This is a genomic window from Mycobacterium sp. NGS40, from assembly GCF_059812735.1.
On record NZ_JCALDG010000021.1, the window covers coordinates 32,398 to 53,441 of the forward strand.

At 67.2% G+C, this 21,044-nt stretch carries 22 protein-coding genes and 1 tRNA gene; 20 read left to right on the plus strand and 3 right to left on the minus strand.

What is annotated here, in order from left to right; translation table 11 throughout:
• Positions 1-9 precede the first annotated feature (9 nt).
• The 8 genes from AC5Y5O_RS25440 (at position 10) to xerD (ending at position 9,298) form a co-directional block, all read left to right on the plus strand.
• The gene (locus AC5Y5O_RS25440) at positions 10-819 is read left to right on the plus strand and encodes a TlyA family RNA methyltransferase (RefSeq protein WP_500027928.1); all 810 of its coding nucleotides are present in this window, start codon (positions 10-12) and stop codon (positions 817-819) included.
• Complete coding sequence (locus AC5Y5O_RS25445; protein WP_096287261.1) at positions 816-1,739, plus strand: NAD kinase; 924 nt, start codon at positions 816-818, stop codon at positions 1,737-1,739. Before AC5Y5O_RS25440 ends, AC5Y5O_RS25445 begins: the two co-directional genes overlap by 4 nt.
• Before the next feature lie 24 nt (positions 1,740-1,763).
• A complete protein-coding gene (gene recN, locus AC5Y5O_RS25450; RefSeq protein WP_500027930.1) occupies positions 1,764-3,509 on the plus strand; it encodes a DNA repair protein RecN in 1,746 nt (581 codons plus the stop codon).
• Positions 3,510-3,701: 192 nt separating this feature from the next.
• The gene (steA, locus tag AC5Y5O_RS25455) at positions 3,702-4,883 is read left to right on the plus strand and encodes a putative cytokinetic ring protein SteA (RefSeq protein ID WP_096287265.1); all 1,182 of its coding nucleotides are present in this window, start codon (positions 3,702-3,704) and stop codon (positions 4,881-4,883) included.
• 22 nt (positions 4,884-4,905) lie between these two features.
• On the plus strand, positions 4,906-5,850 hold the full coding sequence (locus tag AC5Y5O_RS25460) for a copper transporter (protein ID WP_500027932.1): 945 nt from the start codon (positions 4,906-4,908) through the stop codon (positions 5,848-5,850).
• A gap of 136 nt (positions 5,851-5,986) precedes the next feature.
• Positions 5,987-7,738: a CTP synthase gene (pyrG, locus tag AC5Y5O_RS25465; RefSeq protein ID WP_096287269.1), complete on the plus strand. Its 1,752-nt coding sequence runs from the start codon at positions 5,987-5,989 to the stop codon at positions 7,736-7,738.
• Complete coding sequence (locus AC5Y5O_RS25470; protein WP_096287271.1) at positions 7,731-8,357, plus strand: NUDIX domain-containing protein; 627 nt, start codon at positions 7,731-7,733, stop codon at positions 8,355-8,357. The genes pyrG and AC5Y5O_RS25470 overlap by 8 nt, the downstream gene beginning before the upstream one ends.
• A complete protein-coding gene (gene xerD / locus AC5Y5O_RS25475) occupies positions 8,354-9,298 on the plus strand; it encodes a site-specific tyrosine recombinase XerD (RefSeq protein ID WP_096287273.1) in 945 nt (314 codons plus the stop codon). The genes AC5Y5O_RS25470 and xerD overlap by 4 nt, the downstream gene beginning before the upstream one ends.
• 8 nt (positions 9,299-9,306) lie before the next feature.
• Here the strand turns inward: xerD and AC5Y5O_RS25480 are convergent, their stop codons facing one another.
• A complete protein-coding gene (locus AC5Y5O_RS25480; RefSeq protein WP_500027936.1) occupies positions 9,307-10,059 on the minus strand; it encodes an O-methyltransferase in 753 nt (250 codons plus the stop codon).
• A gap of 193 nt (positions 10,060-10,252) precedes the next feature.
• Between AC5Y5O_RS25480 and AC5Y5O_RS25485 the strand changes: the two genes are divergently transcribed.
• The 10 genes from AC5Y5O_RS25485 to AC5Y5O_RS25530 all read left to right on the plus strand — a co-directional run bounded on the left by AC5Y5O_RS25485 (position 10,253) and on the right by AC5Y5O_RS25530 (position 18,259).
• Positions 10,253-11,119, plus strand: coding sequence for a ParA family protein (locus AC5Y5O_RS25485; RefSeq protein WP_500027938.1), 867 nt, complete (start codon positions 10,253-10,255; stop codon positions 11,117-11,119).
• Entirely contained in the window at positions 11,116-11,931 is an 816-nt protein-coding gene (locus AC5Y5O_RS25490) for a segregation/condensation protein A (RefSeq protein ID WP_500027940.1), read from the plus strand. The genes AC5Y5O_RS25485 and AC5Y5O_RS25490 overlap by 4 nt, the downstream gene beginning before the upstream one ends.
• On the plus strand, positions 11,932-12,636 hold the full coding sequence (gene scpB, locus AC5Y5O_RS25495; RefSeq protein ID WP_500027942.1) for an SMC-Scp complex subunit ScpB: 705 nt from the start codon (positions 11,932-11,934) through the stop codon (positions 12,634-12,636).
• Positions 12,636-13,379: a pseudouridine synthase gene (locus tag AC5Y5O_RS25500; protein ID WP_500027944.1), complete on the plus strand. Its 744-nt coding sequence runs from the start codon at positions 12,636-12,638 to the stop codon at positions 13,377-13,379. Before scpB ends, AC5Y5O_RS25500 begins: the two co-directional genes overlap by 1 nt.
• Complete coding sequence (cmk, locus tag AC5Y5O_RS25505) at positions 13,376-14,068, plus strand: (d)CMP kinase (RefSeq protein ID WP_243393889.1); 693 nt, start codon at positions 13,376-13,378, stop codon at positions 14,066-14,068. The genes AC5Y5O_RS25500 and cmk overlap by 4 nt, the downstream gene beginning before the upstream one ends.
• A complete protein-coding gene (der, locus tag AC5Y5O_RS25510) occupies positions 14,065-15,465 on the plus strand; it encodes a ribosome biogenesis GTPase Der (RefSeq protein ID WP_500027947.1) in 1,401 nt (466 codons plus the stop codon). Before cmk ends, der begins: the two co-directional genes overlap by 4 nt.
• A gap of 237 nt (positions 15,466-15,702) precedes the next feature.
• Positions 15,703-16,479, plus strand: a complete 777-nt coding sequence (locus tag AC5Y5O_RS25515; RefSeq protein ID WP_500027949.1) for an SDR family NAD(P)-dependent oxidoreductase — start codon at positions 15,703-15,705, stop codon at positions 16,477-16,479.
• Between the two features lie 16 nt (positions 16,480-16,495).
• A complete protein-coding gene (locus AC5Y5O_RS25520) occupies positions 16,496-17,320 on the plus strand; it encodes a cyclase family protein (RefSeq protein ID WP_500027951.1) in 825 nt (274 codons plus the stop codon).
• Between the two features lies 1 nt (position 17,321).
• The gene (locus tag AC5Y5O_RS25525) at positions 17,322-18,122 is read left to right on the plus strand and encodes an IclR family transcriptional regulator (protein ID WP_500027953.1); all 801 of its coding nucleotides are present in this window, start codon (positions 17,322-17,324) and stop codon (positions 18,120-18,122) included.
• A 60-nt stretch (positions 18,123-18,182) separates the two neighbouring features.
• A tRNA-Pro gene (locus tag AC5Y5O_RS25530) sits at positions 18,183-18,259 on the plus strand.
• A gap of 96 nt (positions 18,260-18,355) precedes the next feature.
• On the opposite strand, the gene AC5Y5O_RS25535 is transcribed toward AC5Y5O_RS25530, so the two are convergent.
• Both AC5Y5O_RS25535 and AC5Y5O_RS25540 read right to left on the minus strand, forming a co-directional pair.
• Positions 18,356-19,558 carry a tyrosine-type recombinase/integrase gene (locus AC5Y5O_RS25535; protein ID WP_096287291.1) on the minus strand — a complete coding sequence of 401 codons (1,203 nt, stop codon included), beginning with the start codon at positions 19,556-19,558 and terminating at the stop codon, positions 18,356-18,358.
• Positions 19,559-19,567: 9 nt separating this feature from the next.
• Positions 19,568-20,296, minus strand: coding sequence for a hypothetical protein (locus AC5Y5O_RS25540; protein ID WP_096287293.1), 729 nt, complete (start codon positions 20,294-20,296; stop codon positions 19,568-19,570).
• Positions 20,297-20,411: 115 nt separating this feature from the next.
• Between AC5Y5O_RS25540 and AC5Y5O_RS25545 the strand changes: the two genes are divergently transcribed.
• Both AC5Y5O_RS25545 and AC5Y5O_RS25550 read left to right on the plus strand, forming a co-directional pair.
• The gene (locus AC5Y5O_RS25545; RefSeq protein WP_096287295.1) at positions 20,412-20,687 is read left to right on the plus strand and encodes a helix-turn-helix domain-containing protein; all 276 of its coding nucleotides are present in this window, start codon (positions 20,412-20,414) and stop codon (positions 20,685-20,687) included.
• A gap of 164 nt (positions 20,688-20,851) precedes the next feature.
• Positions 20,852-21,034 carry a hypothetical protein gene (locus AC5Y5O_RS25550; RefSeq protein WP_096287297.1) on the plus strand — a complete coding sequence of 61 codons (183 nt, stop codon included), beginning with the start codon at positions 20,852-20,854 and terminating at the stop codon, positions 21,032-21,034.
• Positions 21,035-21,044: the final 10 nt, after the last annotated feature.

Sequence of the window (21,044 nt, forward strand, 5' to 3'; positions counted from 1 at the left end):
GGTGCGGGCATGGCACGACGCGCCCGCGTTGACGCCGAGCTGGTGCGCCGCGGACTCGCACGATCCCGTCAGCAGGCCGCCGAGTTGATCGGCGCCGGCAAGGTCAGCATTAACGGCATGCCCGCGGTCAAGCCCGGCACGGCCGTCGCGGCGACCGCGGCCCTGACCGTCGCCGACGACGGCGAGCGCCGGTGGGTGTCGCGCGGCGCACACAAGCTGATCGGCGCGCTCGACGTGTTCGGAATCCCGGTCGCGGGCCGCCGCTGCCTGGACGCCGGCGCGTCGACCGGCGGCTTCACCGAGGTCCTGCTGGACCGTGGCGCCGCCGAGGTGGTGGCCGCCGACGTGGGCTACGGCCAGCTGGCCTGGTCGCTGCGCTCGGACTCGCGGGTGATCGTCGTCGAGCGGACCAACGTGCGCGACCTGTCGCCCGAGGCGATCGGCGGGCGTGTCGACCTCGTGGTGGCTGACCTGTCGTTTATCTCCCTGTCCACCGTGTTGCCCGCGCTGGCTGGTTGCGCCAACCCCGGCGCGGATATCGTTCCCATGGTGAAGCCGCAGTTTGAGGTCGGGAAGGGCCAGGTCGGTGCCGGCGGGGTCGTCCACGACCCCGCGATGCGCGCCGACTCGGTGCTGGCCGTCGCGGGACGTGCCGGCGAGCTGGGCTGGCACACCGTCGACGTCACGGCCAGTCCGCTGCCGGGACCATCGGGCAATGTCGAATACTTCCTGTGGTTGCGCGCCGACACCGAGCGGGCGCTGACCGCCGACGGTCTCGTCGACGCGGTGCGGCGCGCGATAGCGCAGGGCCCGCAATGACCGGCGAACGCACCATCCTGCTGGTCGTGCACACCGGACGCGACGAGGCCACCGAGACCGCGCGGCGTGTTCAGAAAGTGCTGAGCGACAACGGAATTGCGCTTCGCGTCTTGTCGGCCGAGGCCGTCGATCGGGGACCGCTGCCGCTGTCTCCCGACGACGTACGGGCGATGGGCGTCGAGATCGAGGTGGTCGACGCCGAGCCCGACGCCGCGGAAGGCTGCGAATTGGTGCTGGTGCTCGGCGGCGACGGAACCTTCCTGCGCGCCGCGGAATTCGCGCGCAATGCCGGCATTCCGGTGCTGGGCGTCAACCTGGGCCGCATCGGATTCCTGGCCGAGGCCGAAGCCGAAGCGATCGACCGGGTGCTCGAACATGTGGTCGCGCAGGACTACCGGGTGGAGGAGCGTCTGACGCTCGACATCGCGGTACGCCATCGCGGCAAGGTGATCGACCAGGGCTGGGCGCTCAACGAGGCCAGCCTGGAGAAGGGCCCGCGGCTGGGTGTGCTCGGCGTGGTCGTCGAAATCGAGGGACGGCCGGTGTCGACTTTCGGCTGCGACGGCGTCCTGGTGTCGACGCCGACCGGGTCGACCGCCTACGCCTTCTCCGCCGGCGGCCCGGTGCTGTGGCCGGACCTCGAGGCGATCCTGGTGGTACCCAACAACGCTCACGCACTGTTCGGGCGGCCGATGGTCACCAGCCCGGATGCCGCGATCGCGATCGAGATCGAGGCGAGCGGCAACGACGCCCTGGTGTTCTGCGACGGCCGTCGCGAAATGGTGCTGCCCGCGGGTGGCCGCCTCGAGGTGAAACGCTGTGGCACCGCGGTGAAGTGGGCACGGCTGGACAGCGCGCCGTTCACCGACCGTCTGGTGCGCAAGTTCCGCCTGCCCGTGACCGGTTGGCGCGGAAAGTAACGGCGCCGCAGCGGTGCTGACACCATGCTGACCGAAATCCGCATCGAGTCGCTGGGTGCGATCAGCTCTGCCGTCGGGGAGTTCGACCGCGGCCTGACCGTTCTGACCGGTGAGACCGGCACCGGCAAGACGATGGTGGTGACCGGGCTTCATCTGCTCGGCGGCGCCCGCGCCGACGCCAACCGGGTGCGTTCGGGTGCCGAACGCGCGGTGGTCGAAGGCAGGTTCACCACAACCGATCTCGATGACGCCGCGATCGCGCAGCTGGATGAGATGCTGGACGCGTCCGGCGGGGAGCGCGACGAGGACGGCAGCGTAATCGCGCTGCGTTCGGTCAGCCGTGACGGGCCGTCGCGCGCTTATCTTGGCGGTCGCAGCGTGCCCGCGAAATCGTTGGGGGACTTCACTACCGGGCTACTGACCCTGCACGGCCAGAATGACCAGCTGCGGTTGATGCGGCCCGAGGAGCAACGCGGCGCGCTGGACCGGTTCGCGAAGACCGGCACCGCGCTGGAGCGCTACCGCAAAGTGCGCGACGCCTGGCTCACGGCGCGGCGCGACCTGTTCGACCGGCGCAACCGCATGCGCGAACTCGCGCTGGAAGCCGACCGGCTGAGCTTCGCGCTCAACGAGATCGATGCCGTGGACCCGCAGCCCGGCGAGGACGACGCCCTGGTCGCCGATATCGTGCGACTGTCCGAGCTGGACACCCTGCGCGAGGCCGCGGCCACCGCCCGCGAAGCGCTCTCGGCCGAGGATCTGTCGGGTGGTAGCGCGGCCGACACCCTCGGACGGGCAAGGGCCGCACTGGAATCCACCGACGACGCCAAGCTGCATGCGTTGGCCGAGCAGGTGCGCGAGGCGCAGACCGTGGTCGCCGACGCGGCCCAGGAGCTCGGCGGCTACCTGGAAGAGCTGCCGGTCGATGCCAGCGCGCTGGAGTCCAGGCTGGCCCGCCAGGCCGAGTTGCGGACACTGACCCGCAAGTACGCCGCGGACGTCGACGGCGTGCTGGCCTGGGCGGCCGAATCTCGCGACCGGCTTGCCCAACTCGACGTGTCCGAAGAAGGGCTGGCGGCGCTGGAACGCCGAGCCGAGGAGCTAGCCGGTGAATTGGCAGAAACCGCAATAGATCTCAGTAAGGCCCGGCGTAAGGCCGCGAAGAAACTGGCCAAGGAGGTGACCGCCGAACTGTCCGGGCTGGCGATGGCCGATGCCGAATTCGCCATCGAGGTGAGCACCGATATCGCGACCGAGAAGGACGACCCGGCCGCCCTCACGCTGCCGTCCGGCGAGCTGGCCCGCGCGGGCGGCGACGGCATCGACCAGGTCGAGTTCGGCTTCGCCGCGCACCGTGGCATGACGGTGCTGCCGCTGGCCAAGAGCGCCTCGGGCGGTGAGCTGTCCCGGGTGATGCTGGCCTTGGAAGTGGTGCTGGCCGCTTCGGCGGCGGGCACCACGATGGTGTTCGACGAGGTGGACGCCGGCGTCGGTGGGCGGGCGGCCGTCCAGATCGGGCGGCGGCTGGCGCGGCTGGCACGCACTCACCAGGTCATCGTGGTGACCCATCTGCCGCAGGTCGCGGCGTACGCCGACGTGCACCTGGTGGTGCATCCGGCCGGGCCGCGGGGAACCAGTGTGGTGCGGCGGGTCACCGACGACGAGCGGGTCGCCGAGCTGGCGCGGATGCTGGCCGGTCTCGGCGAATCCGACAGCGGCCGCGCGCACGCCCGGGAGCTGCTCGCCGGCGCCCAAAACGACGAGATCTGACGGCCCCCTAGTGAGGCCGCCGAGTGTGGGCCCTACGTACGAAACCGGCCCAGTGATCGTCCGTAGGCCACACTCTCGGCGACGCAAAGTCAACTACGAGCCTGATACAGATGTGACACGATGTAACTTCTGGGGCTAATGTTACGGCGCGCCTCCACCCCTGAGCCGCCGATCGCGGACAGAATCGCCCCCATGAAGATGTCAGGGCTGCTCACACGTAATGCTTCCCGGCCGGGTCTGACCGGCACCGCACGGGTGGACCGCAACATCGACCGCCTGCTGCGCCGGGTCTGCCCGGGAGACATCGTGGTTCTCGACGTCCTGGACCTGGACCGCATCACCGCCGAGGCGCTGGTCGAGGCCGACATCGCCGCCGTCGTCAACGCATCGCCGTCGGTCTCCGGCCGTTACCCGAACATGGGCCCGGAGGTGTTGGTCAACAACGGCGTCACGCTGATCGATGAGACCGGGCCGGACATCTTCAAGAAGGTCAAGGACGGCGCCAAGATCCGGCTGTACGAGGGCGGGGTGTACGCCGGCGAGCGTCGGCTGATCCGCGGCACCGAGCGCACCGACCACGACATCGCCGACCTGATGCGCGAGGCCAAGAGCGGCCTGGCCGCCCACCTGGAGGCGTTCGCGGGCAACACAATCGAGTTCATCAAGAGCGAGAGCCCGCTGCTGATCGACGGCATCGGCATTCCCGACGTGGACATCGACATGCGCCGCCGCCACGTGGTGATCGTCGCCGACGAGGACAGCGCCGCCGACGACCTACGCTCGCTGAAGCCGTTCATCAAGGAGTACCAGCCGGTCCTGATCGGCGTCGGCCACGGCGCCGACGTGCTGCGCAAGGCGGGCTATCGCCCGCAGCTGATCGTCGGCGACCCGGAGCAGATCAGCACCGAAGCACTCAAGTGTGGCGCCCACGTCGTGCTGCCGGCCGATGCCGACGGCCACGCGCCCGGGCTGGAGCGCATCCAGGACCTCGGGGTCGGGGCGATGACCTTCCCCGCCGCGGGTTCGGCCGTCGACCTGGCCCTGCTGCTGGCCGACCACCACGGCGCGGCGCTGCTGGTGACGGCCGGCCACACCGCCAACATCGAGACGTTCTTCGACCGGACGCGCACTCAGAGCAACCCGTCGACGTTTTTGACCAGGCTTCGAGTCGGGGAGAAGGTGGTCGACGCGAAGGCTGTCGCCACCCTCTACCGCAACCACATCTCGGGCGGTGCGATCGCGCTGCTGGCACTGACGATGCTGATCGCCGTCATCGTCGCGCTGTGGGTGTCGCGCACCGACGGCGTGGTGCTGCACTGGGTCACCGACTACTGGAATCACTTCTCTTTGTGGATTCAGCACCTGATCACGTAGTCCGTTCTAAGGGGGTGCGCTCATGATCTCGTTACGCCAACATGCCTTCTCGCTGGCCGCGGTCTTCCTCGCGCTGGCCGTCGGCGTCGTGCTGGGCTCGGGCTTTCTGTCCGACACCCTGCTGTCCAGCCTGCGCGACGAGAAGCGCGACCTCTACTCGCAGATCAACGGCCTCAACGACCAGAAGAATGTCCTCAACGAAAAGCTCAGCGCGGCAAACAATTTCGACAACCAGTTGATGAGCCGAATCGTGCACGACGGGCTGGCCGGCAAATCCGTCGTCGTCTTCCGCACTCCGGACGCCAAGGACGACGACGTCGCCGCCGTCTCCAAGATCGCCGGCCAGGCCGGTGGGACCGTCACGGGGACAGTGGCACTGACGCAGGAGTTCGTCGACGCCAACTCGGCCGAAAAACTGCGGACCGTGGTGAACTCGTCGGTGCTGCCCGCCGGCCAGCAACTCAGCACCAAACTCGTCGACCAGGGATCCCAAGCCGGTGACCTGTTGGGTATTGCCCTGCTGATCAACGCCAACCCGGCGGTCCCGCCGGTCGATGAGACGCAGCGCGACACCGTGCTGGCAGCCCTGCGCGAGACCGGATTCGTCACCTATCAGCCCGGCGACCACATGGCGGGGGCGAACGCCGCGCTGATTGTCACCGGTGGCGCGCTGCCGCAGGACGCGGGCAATCAGGGAGTCAGCGTGGCCCGCTTCGCCGCGGCGCTGGCGCCGCACGGCTCCGGCACGCTGCTGGCCGGGCGAGACGGATCGTCGACGGGCGGTGCCGCGGTCGCGGTGGCACGCGCCGACGCCGGCATCAACTCCGCGATCAGCACCGTCGACGACGTCGACGTCGCGCCGGGCCGGATCACCGCGATCCTCGGGCTGCATGACCTGCTCAACGGCGGCCATGTCGGGCAGTACGGCACCGGCCACGGCGCCACCTCGATCACCGTCCCGCAGTAGCTGCTGTCCGGTTGCCGGGCGTGTTAGCCGCGCCCTGGGGTCGCTGGTGTTAGGGTGGATTTCCGTGGGTCGGCAGGCCCAGCTTCTTAAAAGCTAGACGAAAACGACGCCCTGCCCGTCTTCACGGAGGTCGCCTGTGCGTAAGCACCCGCAAACCGCCACCAAGCATCTCTTCGTCAGCGGTGGGGTTGCTTCCTCGCTCGGCAAGGGGTTGACCGCGAGTAGCCTTGGCCAGCTGCTGACCGCCCGCGGATTACATGTGACGATGCAAAAGCTCGACCCGTATCTCAACGTGGACCCAGGCACGATGAACCCCTTCCAGCACGGCGAGGTGTTCGTCACCGAGGACGGCGCCGAGACCGACCTCGACGTCGGCCACTACGAGCGGTTCCTCGATCGCAACCTGTCCGGATCGGCGAATGTCACTACCGGGCAAGTGTATTCAACCGTCATAGCCAAGGAGCGGCGCGGCGAGTACCTGGGCGACACCGTCCAGGTGATCCCGCACATCACCGACGAGATCAAACGGCGCATCCTGGCGATGGCCGAGCCCGACGACAACGGGCGCCGCCCGGACGTCGTCATCACCGAGATCGGCGGCACGGTCGGCGACATCGAATCGCAGCCCTTCCTCGAGGCGGCCCGTCAGGTCCGCCATGACGTCGGCCGCGAGAACGTCTTCTTCCTCCACGTGTCGCTGGTGCCCTACCTGGCGCCGTCCGGCGAGCTCAAGACCAAGCCGACCCAGCACTCGGTGGCCGCGTTGCGCAGCATCGGTATCACCCCGGACGCGCTGATCCTGCGCAGCGACCGTCCCGTTCCCGAACCGTTGAAGAACAAGATCGCGCTGATGTGTGACGTCGACATCGACGGCGTCATCTCCACGCCCGACGCGCCATCGATCTACGACATCCCCAAGGTGCTGCACCGCGAGGAGCTCGACGCCTACGTGGTGCGCCGGCTCAACCTGCCCTTCCGCGACGTCGACTGGACCGAATGGGACGACCTGCTCCGCCGGGTGCACGAGCCGCATGAAACCGTCCGGATTGCCTTGGTGGGCAAGTACGTTGACCTCTCCGATGCGTACCTCTCGGTGGCCGAGGCGTTGCGGGCCGGCGGCTTCAAACACCACGCCAAGGTCGAGATGCTGTGGGTGCCCTCCGACGACTGCGAAAGCGCCGCGGGTGCCGCCTCAGCGCTGGCCGACGTGCACGGCGTGCTGATCCCCGGCGGATTCGGCATTCGCGGCATCGAGGGCAAGATCGGCGCGATTCGCTACGCACGGTCGCGCGGGTTGCCGGTATTCGGGTTATGTCTCGGGTTGCAGTGCATCGTGATCGAAGCCGCCCGCTCGGTCGGCCTAACCGAGGCCAACTCGGCCGAATTCGAACCGTCCACACCGGATCCCGTGATCTCGACGATGGCCGATCAGGAGCACATCGTGGCGGGCAAAGCCGACCTCGGCGGCACCATGCGCTTGGGGGCATACCCCGCGGTGCTCGAGCCGGATTCGATTGTGGCGCAGGCATATGGGGCTACCCAGGTGTCCGAGCGGCACCGGCACCGCTACGAGGTGAACAATGCCTACCGCGACAAGATCGCCGAAAGCGGCCTGCGGTTCTCCGGCACCTCACCCGACGGCCACCTGGTGGAATTCGTCGAATACCCGTCGGACATTCACCCGTTCGTCGTCGGCACGCAGGCCCATCCCGAACTGAAGAGCCGGCCCACCCGGCCGCACCCACTGTTCGTCGCATTCGTCGGCGCGGCCATCGACTACAAAGAAGGTGAGCTGCTTCCGGTGGAGATCCCCGAGCACACGTCCAATGGCAACCAGCATCGAGACAGCGCCGAGCGGTCGATACCTGAACCCGCCACCCGTGGCTGACCACGTCTTCGAGACGGCGTCGAGCGAAACGCTCTACACCGGAAAGATTTTCACCCTGCGCCGCGACGAGGTGCGGATGCCCGGCGGCAACACCGCGGCGCGCGAGGTCGTGGAGCACTACGGCGCCGTCGCCGTCGTGCCGATGCGCGACGATCACAGCATCGCGATGGTCTATCAGTACCGGCACACCTTCGGCCGGCGGTTGTGGGAGCTACCGGCGGGCCTGCTCGACGCCGAGGGCGAAGCGCCCCACCTCACCGCGGCTCGCGAACTCGAGGAGGAAGTCGGTCTGCACGCCGACACTTGGCAGGTACTCGTCGACATCGACACCGCGCCCGGATACAGCGACGAATCGGTACGGGTCTTCCTGGCCACCGGCCTCAGCGATATCGGCCGTCCCGAAGCGCACGACGAAGAAGCCGACATGCAGATGCGCTGGGTCCCGATCGAGGAGGCGCTGCGGCTCGTCTTCAGCGGCGAGATCGTCAATTCCATTGCCGTATCCGGGATTCTGGCCGCACACGCCGTGACGACAGGGTTGGCCCAGCCGCGTCCGGTGGACATCCCGTGGCCGGACAAGCCCACGACATTCGCCGCTCGAAAAGCGGCCGCGCAATGACGACCGCGCTGACGCTCGAGTCGCAGATGCAAGGCTATCTCGACCATCTGACGATCGAGCGGGGAGTAGCGGCCAACACGCTCAGTTCTTACCGGCGCGACCTCCGCCGCTATTCAAAGCACCTGGAAGAACGTGGAATTCACGATCTGGCCAAGGTCGGTGAGGACGACGTCAGCGAATTCCTGGTCGCACTGCGCCGCGGTGATCCCGAGTCGGGAGTGGTGGGTTTGTCGGCGGTGTCGGCCGCACGGGCATTGATCGCGGTGCGCGGACTGCATCGCTTCGCCGCCGCCGAGGGGCTGGCCGAACTGGACGTGGCGCGCGCGGTGCGGCCGCCGACCCCGGGCCGCCGGTTGCCCAAAAGCCTGACCATCGACGAAGTGCTGGCGCTGCTGGAAGGCGCGGGCGGGGAGAGCCCGTCCGACGGTCCGCTGACGCTGCGCAACCGGGCGCTGCTGGAGCTGTTGTACTCCACCGGATCACGCATCTCCGAAGCTGTCGGACTCGACGTCGACGACATCGATACCCAGGCCAGATCGGTGCTGCTGCGCGGCAAGGGCGGTAAGCAGCGACTGGTGCCCATCGGGCGTCCCGCCGTCCACGCGCTGGATGCCTACCTGGTGCGTGGACGCTCGGAGCTGGCCCGCCGGGGCCGCGGCACGGCCGCGATATTCCTCAATGCCCGCGGCGGACGGCTGTCGCGGCAAAGCGCATGGCAGGTGTTGCAGGACGCCGCCGAGCGCGCCGGCATCACTTCGGGGGTGTCGCCGCACATGCTGCGGCACTCGTTCGCCACGCATCTGCTGGAGGGCGGGGCCGACGTGCGCGTCGTACAGGAGCTGCTCGGCCATGCCTCCGTCACGACCACGCAGATCTACACGTTGGTCACCGTGCACGCGCTGCGCGAAGTGTGGGCCGGAGCCCACCCGCGCGCGACGTAACCGCCAATTCAGCGCAGGTACTCGGACTCCAGCACCAGGTCGGACACCATCGACTGATATTCCAGGTGGGCCTTGTGCTCCACGGTGTTCCACATCTTGCCCTGCTGCTGGCGCATGTACTCGCGGTACTTCGGCGCGCCGGGCACCCGGACGTTGTCGGCGACCGCGATCGAGCCCTTATGCAGCCAGCCCCGGTCCATGATGCTCAGCAGATCGGCGAGGTAGGCGTTCTTGTCGTGGTCGAGGAACAGGAAATCGAGTCCGGCAGAAGCGAATCCGTGCTCGCTGGCAAGCGCGTCGAGCGTGCGCCCGCCGTCACCGATGGTGCCGACGATGCACGTCACCCGATCGGCGACACCGGCGTGCGCCCAGATCCGCCGGGCGTTGGCGGCGTTGGCCTCCGCGAGCTCGACGGAAAACACCTTGGCGTTCGGCGCGGCCCGGGCGATCCGCAGTGCGCCGTAGCCGCAGTAGGTGCCCAACTCCAGGGCGAGCGCGGGATCGGCCCGGCGCACCGCCGCGTCGAGCAGCAGGCCCTTCTCGTCGCCGACATTGATCAGCATCGACTTCTCGTAGGCGAATTTGTCGATGGTGGCCAGCACGTCGTCGATGTCGCCGGCGCGGGCGTTGGCGACGACGTAGTCGACCGCGGCCGCCTCGCGTCCGTCGCCGATCTGGCCCGTCGTGGTGATGTTGCGCGCTCCGGCGGCCATCCGCCATACCGACCACCGCAGCAGGGGTATCCGTCGTTTGAGGTCCATGGGCCCCACCCTAGCCCCGGCAAGCATGGGCCGAATGTGGCTGGTGTGACTGAAGTTAACTCTGAAAGCCCCGGCGGAGGCCAGTCGCGAAATCCGCACATTTTCCCTGGTTACCTCGCCTGCGGGTCGCCCGGTTTACGTGCGCCTACCCGTTAGACTTTCCGACGATGTTCACCTCCGCAACACCCCGGGCATGACGACCGAGCACCCGGACAGCGCCGTCGAGATCGGCTTGACGGGGCGTCCGCAGCGGGCGATCCCGGAGCCGCAGCCGCGCACCTCGCACGGCCCGGCCAAGGTCATTGCGATGTGCAACCAGAAGGGTGGCGTCGGGAAAACCACGTCGACGATCAACCTGGGAGCCGCGCTCGCCGAGTACGGCCGGCGGGTGTTGCTGGTGGACATGGATCCGCAGGGCGCGCTGTCCGCGGGTCTCGGCGTCCCGCACTACGATCTGGAAAAGACCATTCACAACGTGCTGGTGGAGCCGCGGGTGTCGATCGAAGACGTGCTGCTGTCCACCCGGGTCAAGTACCTGGACCTGGTGCCCAGCAACATCGACCTGTCGGCGGCCGAGATTCAGCTGGTCAACGAGGTGGGCCGGGAGCAGACGCTGGGCCGGGCGCTGCATCCGGTGCTGGACCGCTACGACTATGTCCTGATCGACTGCCAGCCGTCGCTGGGCCTGCTCACCGTCAACGCGCTGGCCTGCTCCGACGGCGTGGTCATTCCGACCGAGTGCGAGTACTTCTCGCTGCGCGGCCTGGCGCTGCTCACCGATACCGTGGACAAGGTGCGTGACCGGCTCAACCCGAAGCTCGAGATCAGCGGCATTCTGCTGACCCGGTACGACCCGCGCACGGTCAACGCCCGCGAGGTGATGGCCCGTGTCGTCGAACGCTTCGGTGACCTGGTGTTCGACACCGTGATCACCCGGACCGTGCGTTTCCCGGAGACCAGCGTGGCGGGCGAACCCATCACCACCTGGGCGCCGAAGTCGGCGGGCGCCATCGCCTATCGCGCGTTGGCCCGCGAGTTCATTGACCGATTCGGCGCGTGAACGACACAGCGAATGGTGAGGCGGCAGCGCAGAACGGCTCCTCCACCGGTTTCCAGGTCCGCCTCACCAACTTCGAGGGGCCGTTCGACCTGCTGCTGCAGCTGATCTTCGCGCACCGCCTCGACGTGACCGAAGTGGCGCTGCACCAGGTCACAGACGACTTCATCGCCTACACCCGCGAGATCGGCGCCCAGCTGGACCTGGAGGAGACCACCGCGTTCCTCGTGGTCGCCGCGACCCTGCTGGATCTCAAGGCCGCGCGGTTGCTGCCGGCCGGGCAGATCGACGACGAGGAAGACCTCGCCCTACTCGAGGTGCGCGACTTGCTGTTCGCCCGGTTGCTGCAGTACCGCGCGTTCAAGCACGTCGCGGTGATGTTCGCCGAGCTGGAAGCCACCGCCCTGCGCAGCTACCCACGCGCGGTGTCACTGGAGGAGCGGTTCACCGAACTGCTGCCGGAAGTGATGATCGGGGTGGACGCCGAGCGTTTCGCCCAGATCGCCGCGGTCGCGTTCAGCCCGCGGCCGGTGCCGACGGTCTCGATCGGCCACCTGCACGAGCTCAAGGTCTCGGTGCCCGAGCAGGCCCAGAAACTGCTGTCGATGCTCGAAGCCCGGGGCAGTGGTCAATGGGCGACGTTTTCCGAGTTGGTCGCCGACTGTGAGGTGCCGATGGAGGTGGTCGGACGCTTCCTGGCGCTGCTCGAGCTGTATCGGTCCCGGGCGGTAGCATTCGACCAGTCGGAGCCGCTTGGCGTGCTCCAGATTTCGTGGACCGGGGAGCGCCCGACCACCGAAATACGGGACGAATAAATGACTGAAGAATTGCCCGACCTCGATCTCGGCGCGGGTATCGAAGGCATCCCCGACATCGCCGAAGCAGCGCCGCTCGACGACGAGGAGCTGCGCGGCGTGCTGGAGGCGCTGTTGCTGGTGGTGGACACCCCGGTCGCCGAGGAGGCGCTGGGCGCCGCCACCGGGCAACCCGTCTACCGGATAGCCGCGAAGCTGCAGCTCATGGCCGAGGAGCTCGCGCACCGCGACAGCGGCATCGATCTGCGTAAGACCGGCGAAGGGTGGCGGATGTACACCCGCGCCAAGTACGCGTCCTACGTCGAGAAGCTGCTGCTGGACGGCGCGCGCTCGAAGCTCACCCGGGCCGCGCTGGAGACCCTGGCCGTGGTGGCCTACCGCCAGCCTGTGACGCGTGCGCGGGTCAGCGCGGTGCGCGGTGTCAACGTCGACGCCGTCATCCGAACCCTGTTGGCGCGCGGTCTGATCACCGAAGCCGGCGTTGACGAGGACAGCGGCGCGGCCACCTTCGCGACCACCGAGCTGTTCCTGGAGCGGCTGGGGCTGGAGTCGCTGACCGACCTGCCCGATATCGCACCGCTGCTTCCCGACGTCGACACGATCGAGGACCTGAGCGAATCCCTGGACAGCGAGCCACGTTTCATCAAACTGTCGGGTGGTCAGACGCCCGAACAGTCGCTGTCGTTCGACGTGGACCAGGATTGATGGCCGAAGACCAGGGGATCCGGCTGCAAAAAGTGTTGTCCCAGGCCGGAATTGCGTCGCGCCGGGCCGCCGAGAAGTTGATCATCGACGGCCGCGTCGAAGTGGACGGGCAGGTGGTGACCGAGCTGGGCACCCGCGTCGATCCCGATGCCTCGGTGATCCGCGTGGACGGCGCCAGGATCGCCCTGGACGAATCCCAGGTGTATCTGGCGCTGAACAAGCCGCGCGGGATGCACTCGACGATGTCCGACGATCGTGGCCGGCCGTGCATCGGTGACCTGGTCGAGCGGCGAGTGCGAGGCAACAAGAAGCTCTTTCACGTGGGACGGCTGGACGCCGACACCGAGGGGCTGATCCTGCTGACCAACGACGGCGAGCTGGCGCACCGATTGATGCATCCCTCTCATGAAGTCCCCAAGACGTATCTGGCGACGGTCGCCGGCACGGTGCCGCGCGGGCTGGGCAAGCAGTTGCGGGCCGGCATCGAGTTGGAGGACGGCCCGGCGCGTGTCGACGACTTCGCGGTGGTGGACGTCATTCCGGGAAAGACGTTGGTGCGCTTGACATTGCACGAGGGACGGAATCGGATTGTGCGCCGGATGCTGGCGGCGGTGGGTTTCCCGGTGGAGGCGCTGGTACGCACCGAGATCGGTGGGATCGCGCTGGGCAAGCAGCGGCCGGGCAGCATCCGGGCATTGAGCCAGGGCGAGATCGGCCAACTGTACAAAGCGGTGGGCCTGTGAGTGGAACGAGCGGCGTCGTGGTAGCGATCGACGGCCCGGCGGGAACCGGAAAGTCCTCGGTGTCAAAGGGATTGGCGGAGGCGTTGCGGGCGCGTTATCTGGACACCGGCGGGATGTACCGGATGGTGACGCTGGCCGTGTTACGCGCCGGGGTCGACCCGGCCGATGCCGACGCGGTCGCGCGGGTCGCCGATACGGTGCGAATGTCGATCGACTACCACCCCGAAGGTGATCGTTATTTCCTTGACGGAGAAGATGTCTCGGCCGAGATTCGTGGCGACCGGGTGACTGGCGCGGTGTCGGCGGTGTCGTCGGTTGCCGCCGTTCGGGCCCGGCTGGTCGCCCTGCAGCGCGAGATGGCACATGGGCCGGGCAATGTCGTTGTCGAGGGGCGCGACATCGGGACGGTGGTATTGCCGGACGCGCCGGTGAAGATCTATCTGACCGCATCGGCCGAGACCCGCGCCCGTCGGCGCAATGACCAGAACGTCGCCGCGGGTTTGGCCGACGATTACGACGGGGTCCTGGCCGATGTGCGCCGCCGGGATCATCTGGACTCTACCCGCGCGCTGTCGCCGTTGCGACCGGCGGCGGACGCGGTGATCGTCGATACCAGCGACATGACCGAGGCGCAGGTAATCGATCACCTGCTGGAGTTGGTCAAGCAGCGAAGTGAGGCAGTGCGGTGAGCCAGGACGGCACGTGGTCCGACGAAAGTGATTGGGACGTCGTCGATTCCGATTCGGGAGACTTCGACGAGCCCGGTCCCGCGCCGGTGGTGGCCATTGTCGGCCGGCCCAACGTCGGCAAGTCGACATTGGTCAACCGGATCCTGGGCCGGCGCGAAGCGGTGGTGCAGGACATTCCCGGCGTTACCCGCGACCGGGTGTCCTACGACGCGCTGTGGACCGGTCGCCGGTTCGTCGTGCAGGACACCGGGGGATGGGAGCCCGACGCCAAGGGTCTGCAGCAGCTGGTGGCCGAACAGGCGTCGGTGGCGATGCGTACCGCCGACGCGATCATTCTGGTGGTCGACGCCACGGTCGGTGCCACCAGCGCCGACGAGGCCGCCGCCCGCATCCTGCTGCGCTCCGGCAAGCCGGTTTTCTTGGCCGCCAACAAGGTTGACAGCGAGAAGGTCGAATCGGACGCGGCCGCGCTGTGGTCGCTGGGTCTGGGCGAGCCCCATGCGGTCTCCGCGATCCACGGCCGCGGTGTGGCCGATCTACTCGACGAGGTGTTGGCCGCATTGCCCGCCGTGTCCGAGGCGGCCCCGGCGGCCGGCGGCCCACGCCGGGTGGCGCTGGTCGGCAAGCCCAATGTCGGCAAGAGCTCGCTGCTGAACAAGCTGGCCGGTGACGAGCGCTCGGTCGTGCACGACGTCGCGGGAACCACGGTCGATCCGGTGGACTCATTGATTGAATTGGGCGGCAAGATCTGGCGTTTCGTCGACACCGCGGGGCTGCGCCGCAAGGTCGGTCAGGCCAGTGGGCACGAGTTCTACGCGTCGGTGCGCACTCACTCGGCCATCGATTCCGCCGAGGTGGTGCTCGTGCTGATCGACGCGTCGCAGCCGCTGACCGAACAGGACCAGCGCGTGCTGAGCATGGTGATCGAGGCCGGCCGGGCGCTGGTGCTGGCCTTCAACAAATGGGATCTGGTCGACGAGGATCGCCGCGAGCTGCTGGACCGCGAAATCGACCGTGAGCTGGCGCAGCTGCAGTGGGCGGAGCGGGTCAACATCTCCGCCAAGACGGGACGGGCCGTGCAGAAGCTGGTGCCGGCGATGGAGACCGCGCTGGCGTCGTGGGACGCCCGGATCCCGACCGGTCCGCTGAACAGCTGGCTCAAGGAAGTCGTCGCGGCCACGCCGCCTCCGGTGCGCGGCGGCAAGCAGCCCCGCATCTTGTTCGCCACCCAGGCCGCTGCCCGGCCGCCGACGTTCGTCCTGTTCACCACCGGCTTCCTCGAAGCCGGCTACCGACGCTTCCTGGAGCGGCGGCTGCGCGAGACGTTCGGGTTCGCCGGCAGCCCGATCCGTATCAATGTGCGGGTCCGCGAAAAGCGCACTGCCAAGCGCCGCTAAGCCTCGGGGCGCTGTATGCCCCTTCCCATCGCGTCGGGTGCGCGTCCGGGGCGCCCTGAGCGCACACTCGCCACCCTGACCGCACCGTCAACGACGTGTCGGGCACTAGATCCCACAATGCGGTCGATGATGTCTTGTATCACAGGATTCAACGTTGACTTTCGCCATGCCTTCGCATTAACGTGCTCTTGTATAGCGGGATATAATGCCCATACTGCGGGATTTGATGGAGGCATCGTGAATGCGTCGCGATTCAGCGTGCAGGACAAGTCGATCCTGATCACCGGCGCGACCGGCTCCTTGGGCAGTGCGGCGACCCGTGCTCTCGCTGAAGCGGGGGCCAAGCTGACGCTGACCGGCGGCAACACCGAGCGTCTGGCCGAGCTCGCTGCCGAGACGGGCCGGCACGACCTGGCGGTGGTGGTGCGTCGCCCGGACGCCCCGGCCGACGCCCAGGCAATGGTCGACGCGGCGGTGGCCAAGCACGGCCGGCTCGATGGCGTCCTGGTCGCCTCGGGCATGAACCACGTCCAGCCCATCACCGAGATGGCTGTCGACGACTTCGACGACGTGATGAAGGCCAACGCGCGAGGCGCTTGGCTGGTGTGCCAGGCGGCCGGCCGGGTGCTGCTGCGCCAGGGCGGGGGAGGCAGCGTGGTGCTGGTTTCCTCGGTGCGCGGCAGCCTCGGTCATCCCGCCGGCTACAGCGCCTACTGCCCCTCGAAAGCGGCCACCGACCTGCTGGCCAAGTCGTTGGCCGCCGAGTGGGGCCCACAAGGAATACGGGTAAACGCCCTGGCGCCAACGGTTTTCCGCTCCGAGTTGACCGAGTGGATGTATGCCGACGACGAGAAGGGGCGATCGACCCGCGAGGCGATGTTCGCCCGAATCCCGTTGCGCCGCTTCGCTGAACCGGAGGACTTCGTCGGCGCACTGATCTATTTGCTCAGCGACGCGTCGAGTTTCTACACCGGCCAGGTGATGTATCTGGACGGCGGCTACACCGCATGCTGATACGAAAGAAACCGTCGTGACCGTAGCCTGGCCTCTTGGCGAAGCCGAATCGAAGCTGGAGTTCTACGACCTGTCACACCCGTGGGGTCATGGCGTCCCGGCGTGGCCCTATTTCGAGGACGTCAAGATCGAACGACTGCACAACATGGCCAGAAGCCGCGTCCTCACCCAAAAGATCACCACGGTAATGCATTCCGGCACACACATCGACGCGCCGGGCCACGTGATCGAAGGCACGCCGCTGCTCGACGAGATTCCACTGAGCGCGTTCTTCGGCACCGGGGTCGTCGTGTCGATCCCCAAAAAGAAGTGGGAGGTCGTCACGGCCGAGGACCTAGAAAAGGCCACGCCGCAGATCCGGCCCGGCGACATCGTCATCGTCAACACCGGCTGGCACCATACCTACGCCGACAGCGCCGAGTACTACGCCTACTCGCCGGGGTTCTACAAGGAAGCCGGGGAGTGGTTCGCGGCTAGGGGTGTCAAGGCCGTCGGTACGGACACCCAAGCGCTCGACCATCCGATGGCCACCGCGATCGCCCCGCACGGACCCGCCGAGCACACCGGTGGCCTATTGCCCTGGGCGGTAAAGGAATACGAGGAGCAGACCGGCCGCAAGGTGCTCGACGATTTTCCGGAATGGGAGCCCTGCCACCGCGCGATTCTGTCCGAGGGCATCTACGGCTTCGAGAACGTGGGCGGCGACCTGGACAAGGTCACCGGAAAACGCGTCACCTTTGCGGCGTTCCCGTGGCGCTGGGTCGGCGGCGACGGCTGTATCGTGCGGCTGGTGGCGATCATCGACCCGACCGGTAGCTACCGCATCGAGACCGGGGCCTGACATGAGCGTCGACGCAGAAGAGGTGCGCGGCAGCGGAATTCAGGTCATCGCCCGCGCGGCCGAGATGCTGCGGCTGCTGCAGGCGCATCCGGGCGGGCTGAACCAGGCCGAGATCGGCGAGCGGCTGGGCATGGCGCGCTCGACCGTGAGCCGGATCCTCAATGCGCTCGACGACGAGGGCCTGGTGGCCTCGCGTGCGGCGCGGGGCCGCTATCGGCTGGGGCCCGAGATCGCCCGCATGGCCACCACCGTGCGCCGCAGCGTCGTGTTCGACGTGCACCCGTTCATCGAGGAGCTGTCCCGGGAACTGGAGGAGACCGTCGACCTGTCGATCCTGGACGGCGACCGTGCGACGTTCGTCGATCAGGTGGTCTCGCCGCACCGGCTGCGCGCGATCAGCGCGGTGGGCGAGTCGTTTCCGCTGCACTGCTGCGCCAACGGCAAGGCGCTGCTGGCCAATCTGTCGGCCGAGGAGCAAGCCCGTGCGCTGCCGAGTCGGCTCGCCAAGCTGACTGTGAACACGATCACGACGCCGGCGGCGTTGCGCAAGGAGCTGCAACGCGTCAAAACCGAAGGCGTGGCGTATGACCGCGAAGAACAGAGCGAAGGGATCTGCGCGGTGGGTGCGGTACTGAAGAACGTGGGCGACGAGATGGTCGCGGTCAGTGTGCCCGTTCCCTCCCAGCGGTTCTACCGCCGCGAAGCCGAGCTCGCCCGGGCGCTGCGGGACTGGGTGCGGAAGGTCGAGGCTTGGTTCGAGGAGGCGGGCGACCAGGGGACTCGCAGGTCAACCACGCAATAGCGGGTTGAGGCCCCGGCTACGGTAGGCTTTCGACCTGCTGCCGGTGGAGACATCGGCACACGGGCTGTGGCGCAGTTTGGTAGCGCACTTGACTGGGGGTCAAGTGGTCGCAGGTTCAAATCCTGTCAGCCCGACCAGAGTTCATGCAGATGAGAGGCGGTTTTGGAGAAATCCGGAGCCGCTTTTTCATACCCCATGGGGGTGTGGATAGCAACGCGGATAGCAACGGTTGCTCAGTCCGGCAGACCAAGCTGATCGGCCAGACCCGCCACTGCCGCGCGCGCCGTGTCGTCGCTGGTGTGCCCGTAGATGTCCCCGGTGATCGCGATGGAGGAGTGGCCGAGCAGGTCGGCCACCGCCTTGATGTGCACCTTGGACTCCAGCCAGATCACGGCGGCACTATGGCGCAGCGTATGGACGCCGATGTCGGACATGCCTGCCTTCTGAGCCGCGATTTGGACAGTCCGCAGGATATTGCGCGGGTCTACCGGCGTTCCGAACTCGGTGGCGAACACCAGCTCGTTTTCCTGCCACTGGTCGCCCGCCGCTACCCGTTCGGCGTTCTGGTCGGCGCGGTGTGTCCGCAGCATGGTGACCAGGGGAAGGGCGATCGGTACGGTCCGCCGCGAGCGGTCCGTCTTCGGCTCGGTGATGATCAGCTTGCCGCCGACCCGTCCGAGGGTGCCCCGGACAACCATCATCCCAGCGTCGAGGTCGACATCGGACCAGTGCAGGGCCAGCGCCTCGCCACGCCGCAACCCGGTGGTGGCGATGAGGACCAGCACATTCCGGTAGCGCAGGCCATTGGCGCACAGCATGAGCTTGCTCACGTCGACCGCGCTGGCATGCCTGGCCTCCCTGCGGGCGACGCCCGGACGCTTCACGGCGGCAACCGGGTTCTTGGCCAGCAGGCCGTCCCGGACAGCACCGTCTAGTCCGGCCCGCAGAACTGTGTAGGTCTGCCTGATCGTCGCGTCGGACAGTGCCCGGACCGGCTCAGAGGTGAGGTTCTGCTGCGTGCGCTTGCCCGGTTTGGTCTTTGCACGCATCGCCAGTATCAGCGCCTCGATGTCGCTGGGTCTCAGCTTGTCGAGCCGGATCGCCCCGAACGGCTCAGGCTCGAGGTGTCGGCGGCACAGGTTGGCATACAGCTCGCGGGTGGACTCCTTGCGGTCTGAGGCGGCCAGTGTGGTGGCCCGCCAGTGCGCCAGCCAATTGGCCACGGTGCGCTTGGAGTCCTTGACCGCCACGCCATTGTCGAGCCGTTCGCGTGCTTGTCTCATTTTGTCGCGCACGTCGGCACGGGTCTTCCCGTAAACCACGTGCCGCTTGAGCTGCCCTGCGTCGTCGGTGTGGCTGACGGCACCGATGTAGCCGGTGTGCCGCCCGTTGCGCATCCGCTTGTAGATGCTGCCCTCGCCGTTCGCATTAGCCATGTTCTGCCTCTACGCCTTCTTCTGGCCTTGCTTCGTTGGCGGTAGATAGCCCGCTTTGCGCGCCTTGTCGACGTATGTCGAAGCCATCCGATTCGCCACACCAAAGTGTTTGCTCACGGCCTTGGTTGGCCCACTGCGGAAATTCGCTCGGTACACCTCGGCCACCAATCTCAGATGGCTGTCAGTGATCATGCGGCGCTCCCGCGGGAGTCGTTGCCGCTCGGTGAACTTGGCGGCCACGCGCCTAGCCTTCTCGGACTCCCGCTTTGCCTGCTTCAGCAGCGCAACGCTTTCGTCGACGTAATCGGCGTAATCGGCCTCCGATTCCGGGTCCTTCGACTGGCGAATTTGCTCGATCTGCACGCCGACATTGCCGCCCCGGCATGGGTGATCGGTGGTCAGGGTGCTCGACACCAGATCTCTCACCAACTTGGCTAGGTCGATTTGACGCAAGTGCTTCTGACGGATCTCGCTCTGATGAGGTTGCGACGTCCAGGCCAATTCGACGATCTGCGGCGCACCGTCTCGAAGCTCGACTCGAATGCGCATGTCTGGATCGGCACCGCCTGAGGTAGTGAGTTCGATCCATGTCGGCACCTTGTAAGCCTCAATGGTCTCGGACGTCTCTGACACGCGCCTGAGGGTCTCGCGGTCGTCCGCTGACAAGGTGATCAGGCATTCGTGCCCCTCATGACGGAATTGGACATGGATGTCACCGAGCTCGGTTCGGCCAGCCACTCAAAACCTCCCGGAAAGCACGCACTGGGATGTTGCAGACTCTGCATATATCCCTGCAGTCTTGCGATAACCGCCAGCGTACAGGCGGAGACGAACGATCGGAGGCAGGCGGGATATGCAAACCGTCAAGCGGCTCGTGTCAATCCCCGAAGCGCGCCAGATACTGGGTGGCATCGGCCACACCACGCTTTACGAGCTGATCAAGAAGGGTGAGATCAACAAGGTGAATATCGGCCGTCGGGGATTCGTAACGTCGGAATCCCTTGAGGCTTATATGGATCGGCTCAGCGCAGACCCCAGGGGCACTGATGCCGCGTGCAAGACCAGAACGTCTGCTATCGGAGACGCCGCGCCACAATCGAATATAGGCGGCGGTGATGGCGGCGCATGACAAAACCAAAGACAAGCCGCCGTCGGCGAGGGCGCGGGTCCCGAGATCTCCGGCCAACAACAGCATCCGACTGCCGACTCCGGGGCCACCGGCCCCGGCGAGCAGGCGCGCGCAATCGGGACTTCGATGTTCTCTTTGAGCGTCTCGGCCAGGACTACGACGATGTGCTCGTCAACTTCGAGTACAACGACGAGCCCGCGGTCGTCGCAATCGTGGCGTTGCCGGTGTGGGCCCGGTGGTGGGACTCGGCCTTCAAGACCTGGCGCATCCATCCCGGCTATGCCGACCGGCTTGCGGCTTGCCTGCGGAGCCGCGGCTACGTCGTTGTCGAGCATGGTGATCGATGATGATGTCGGG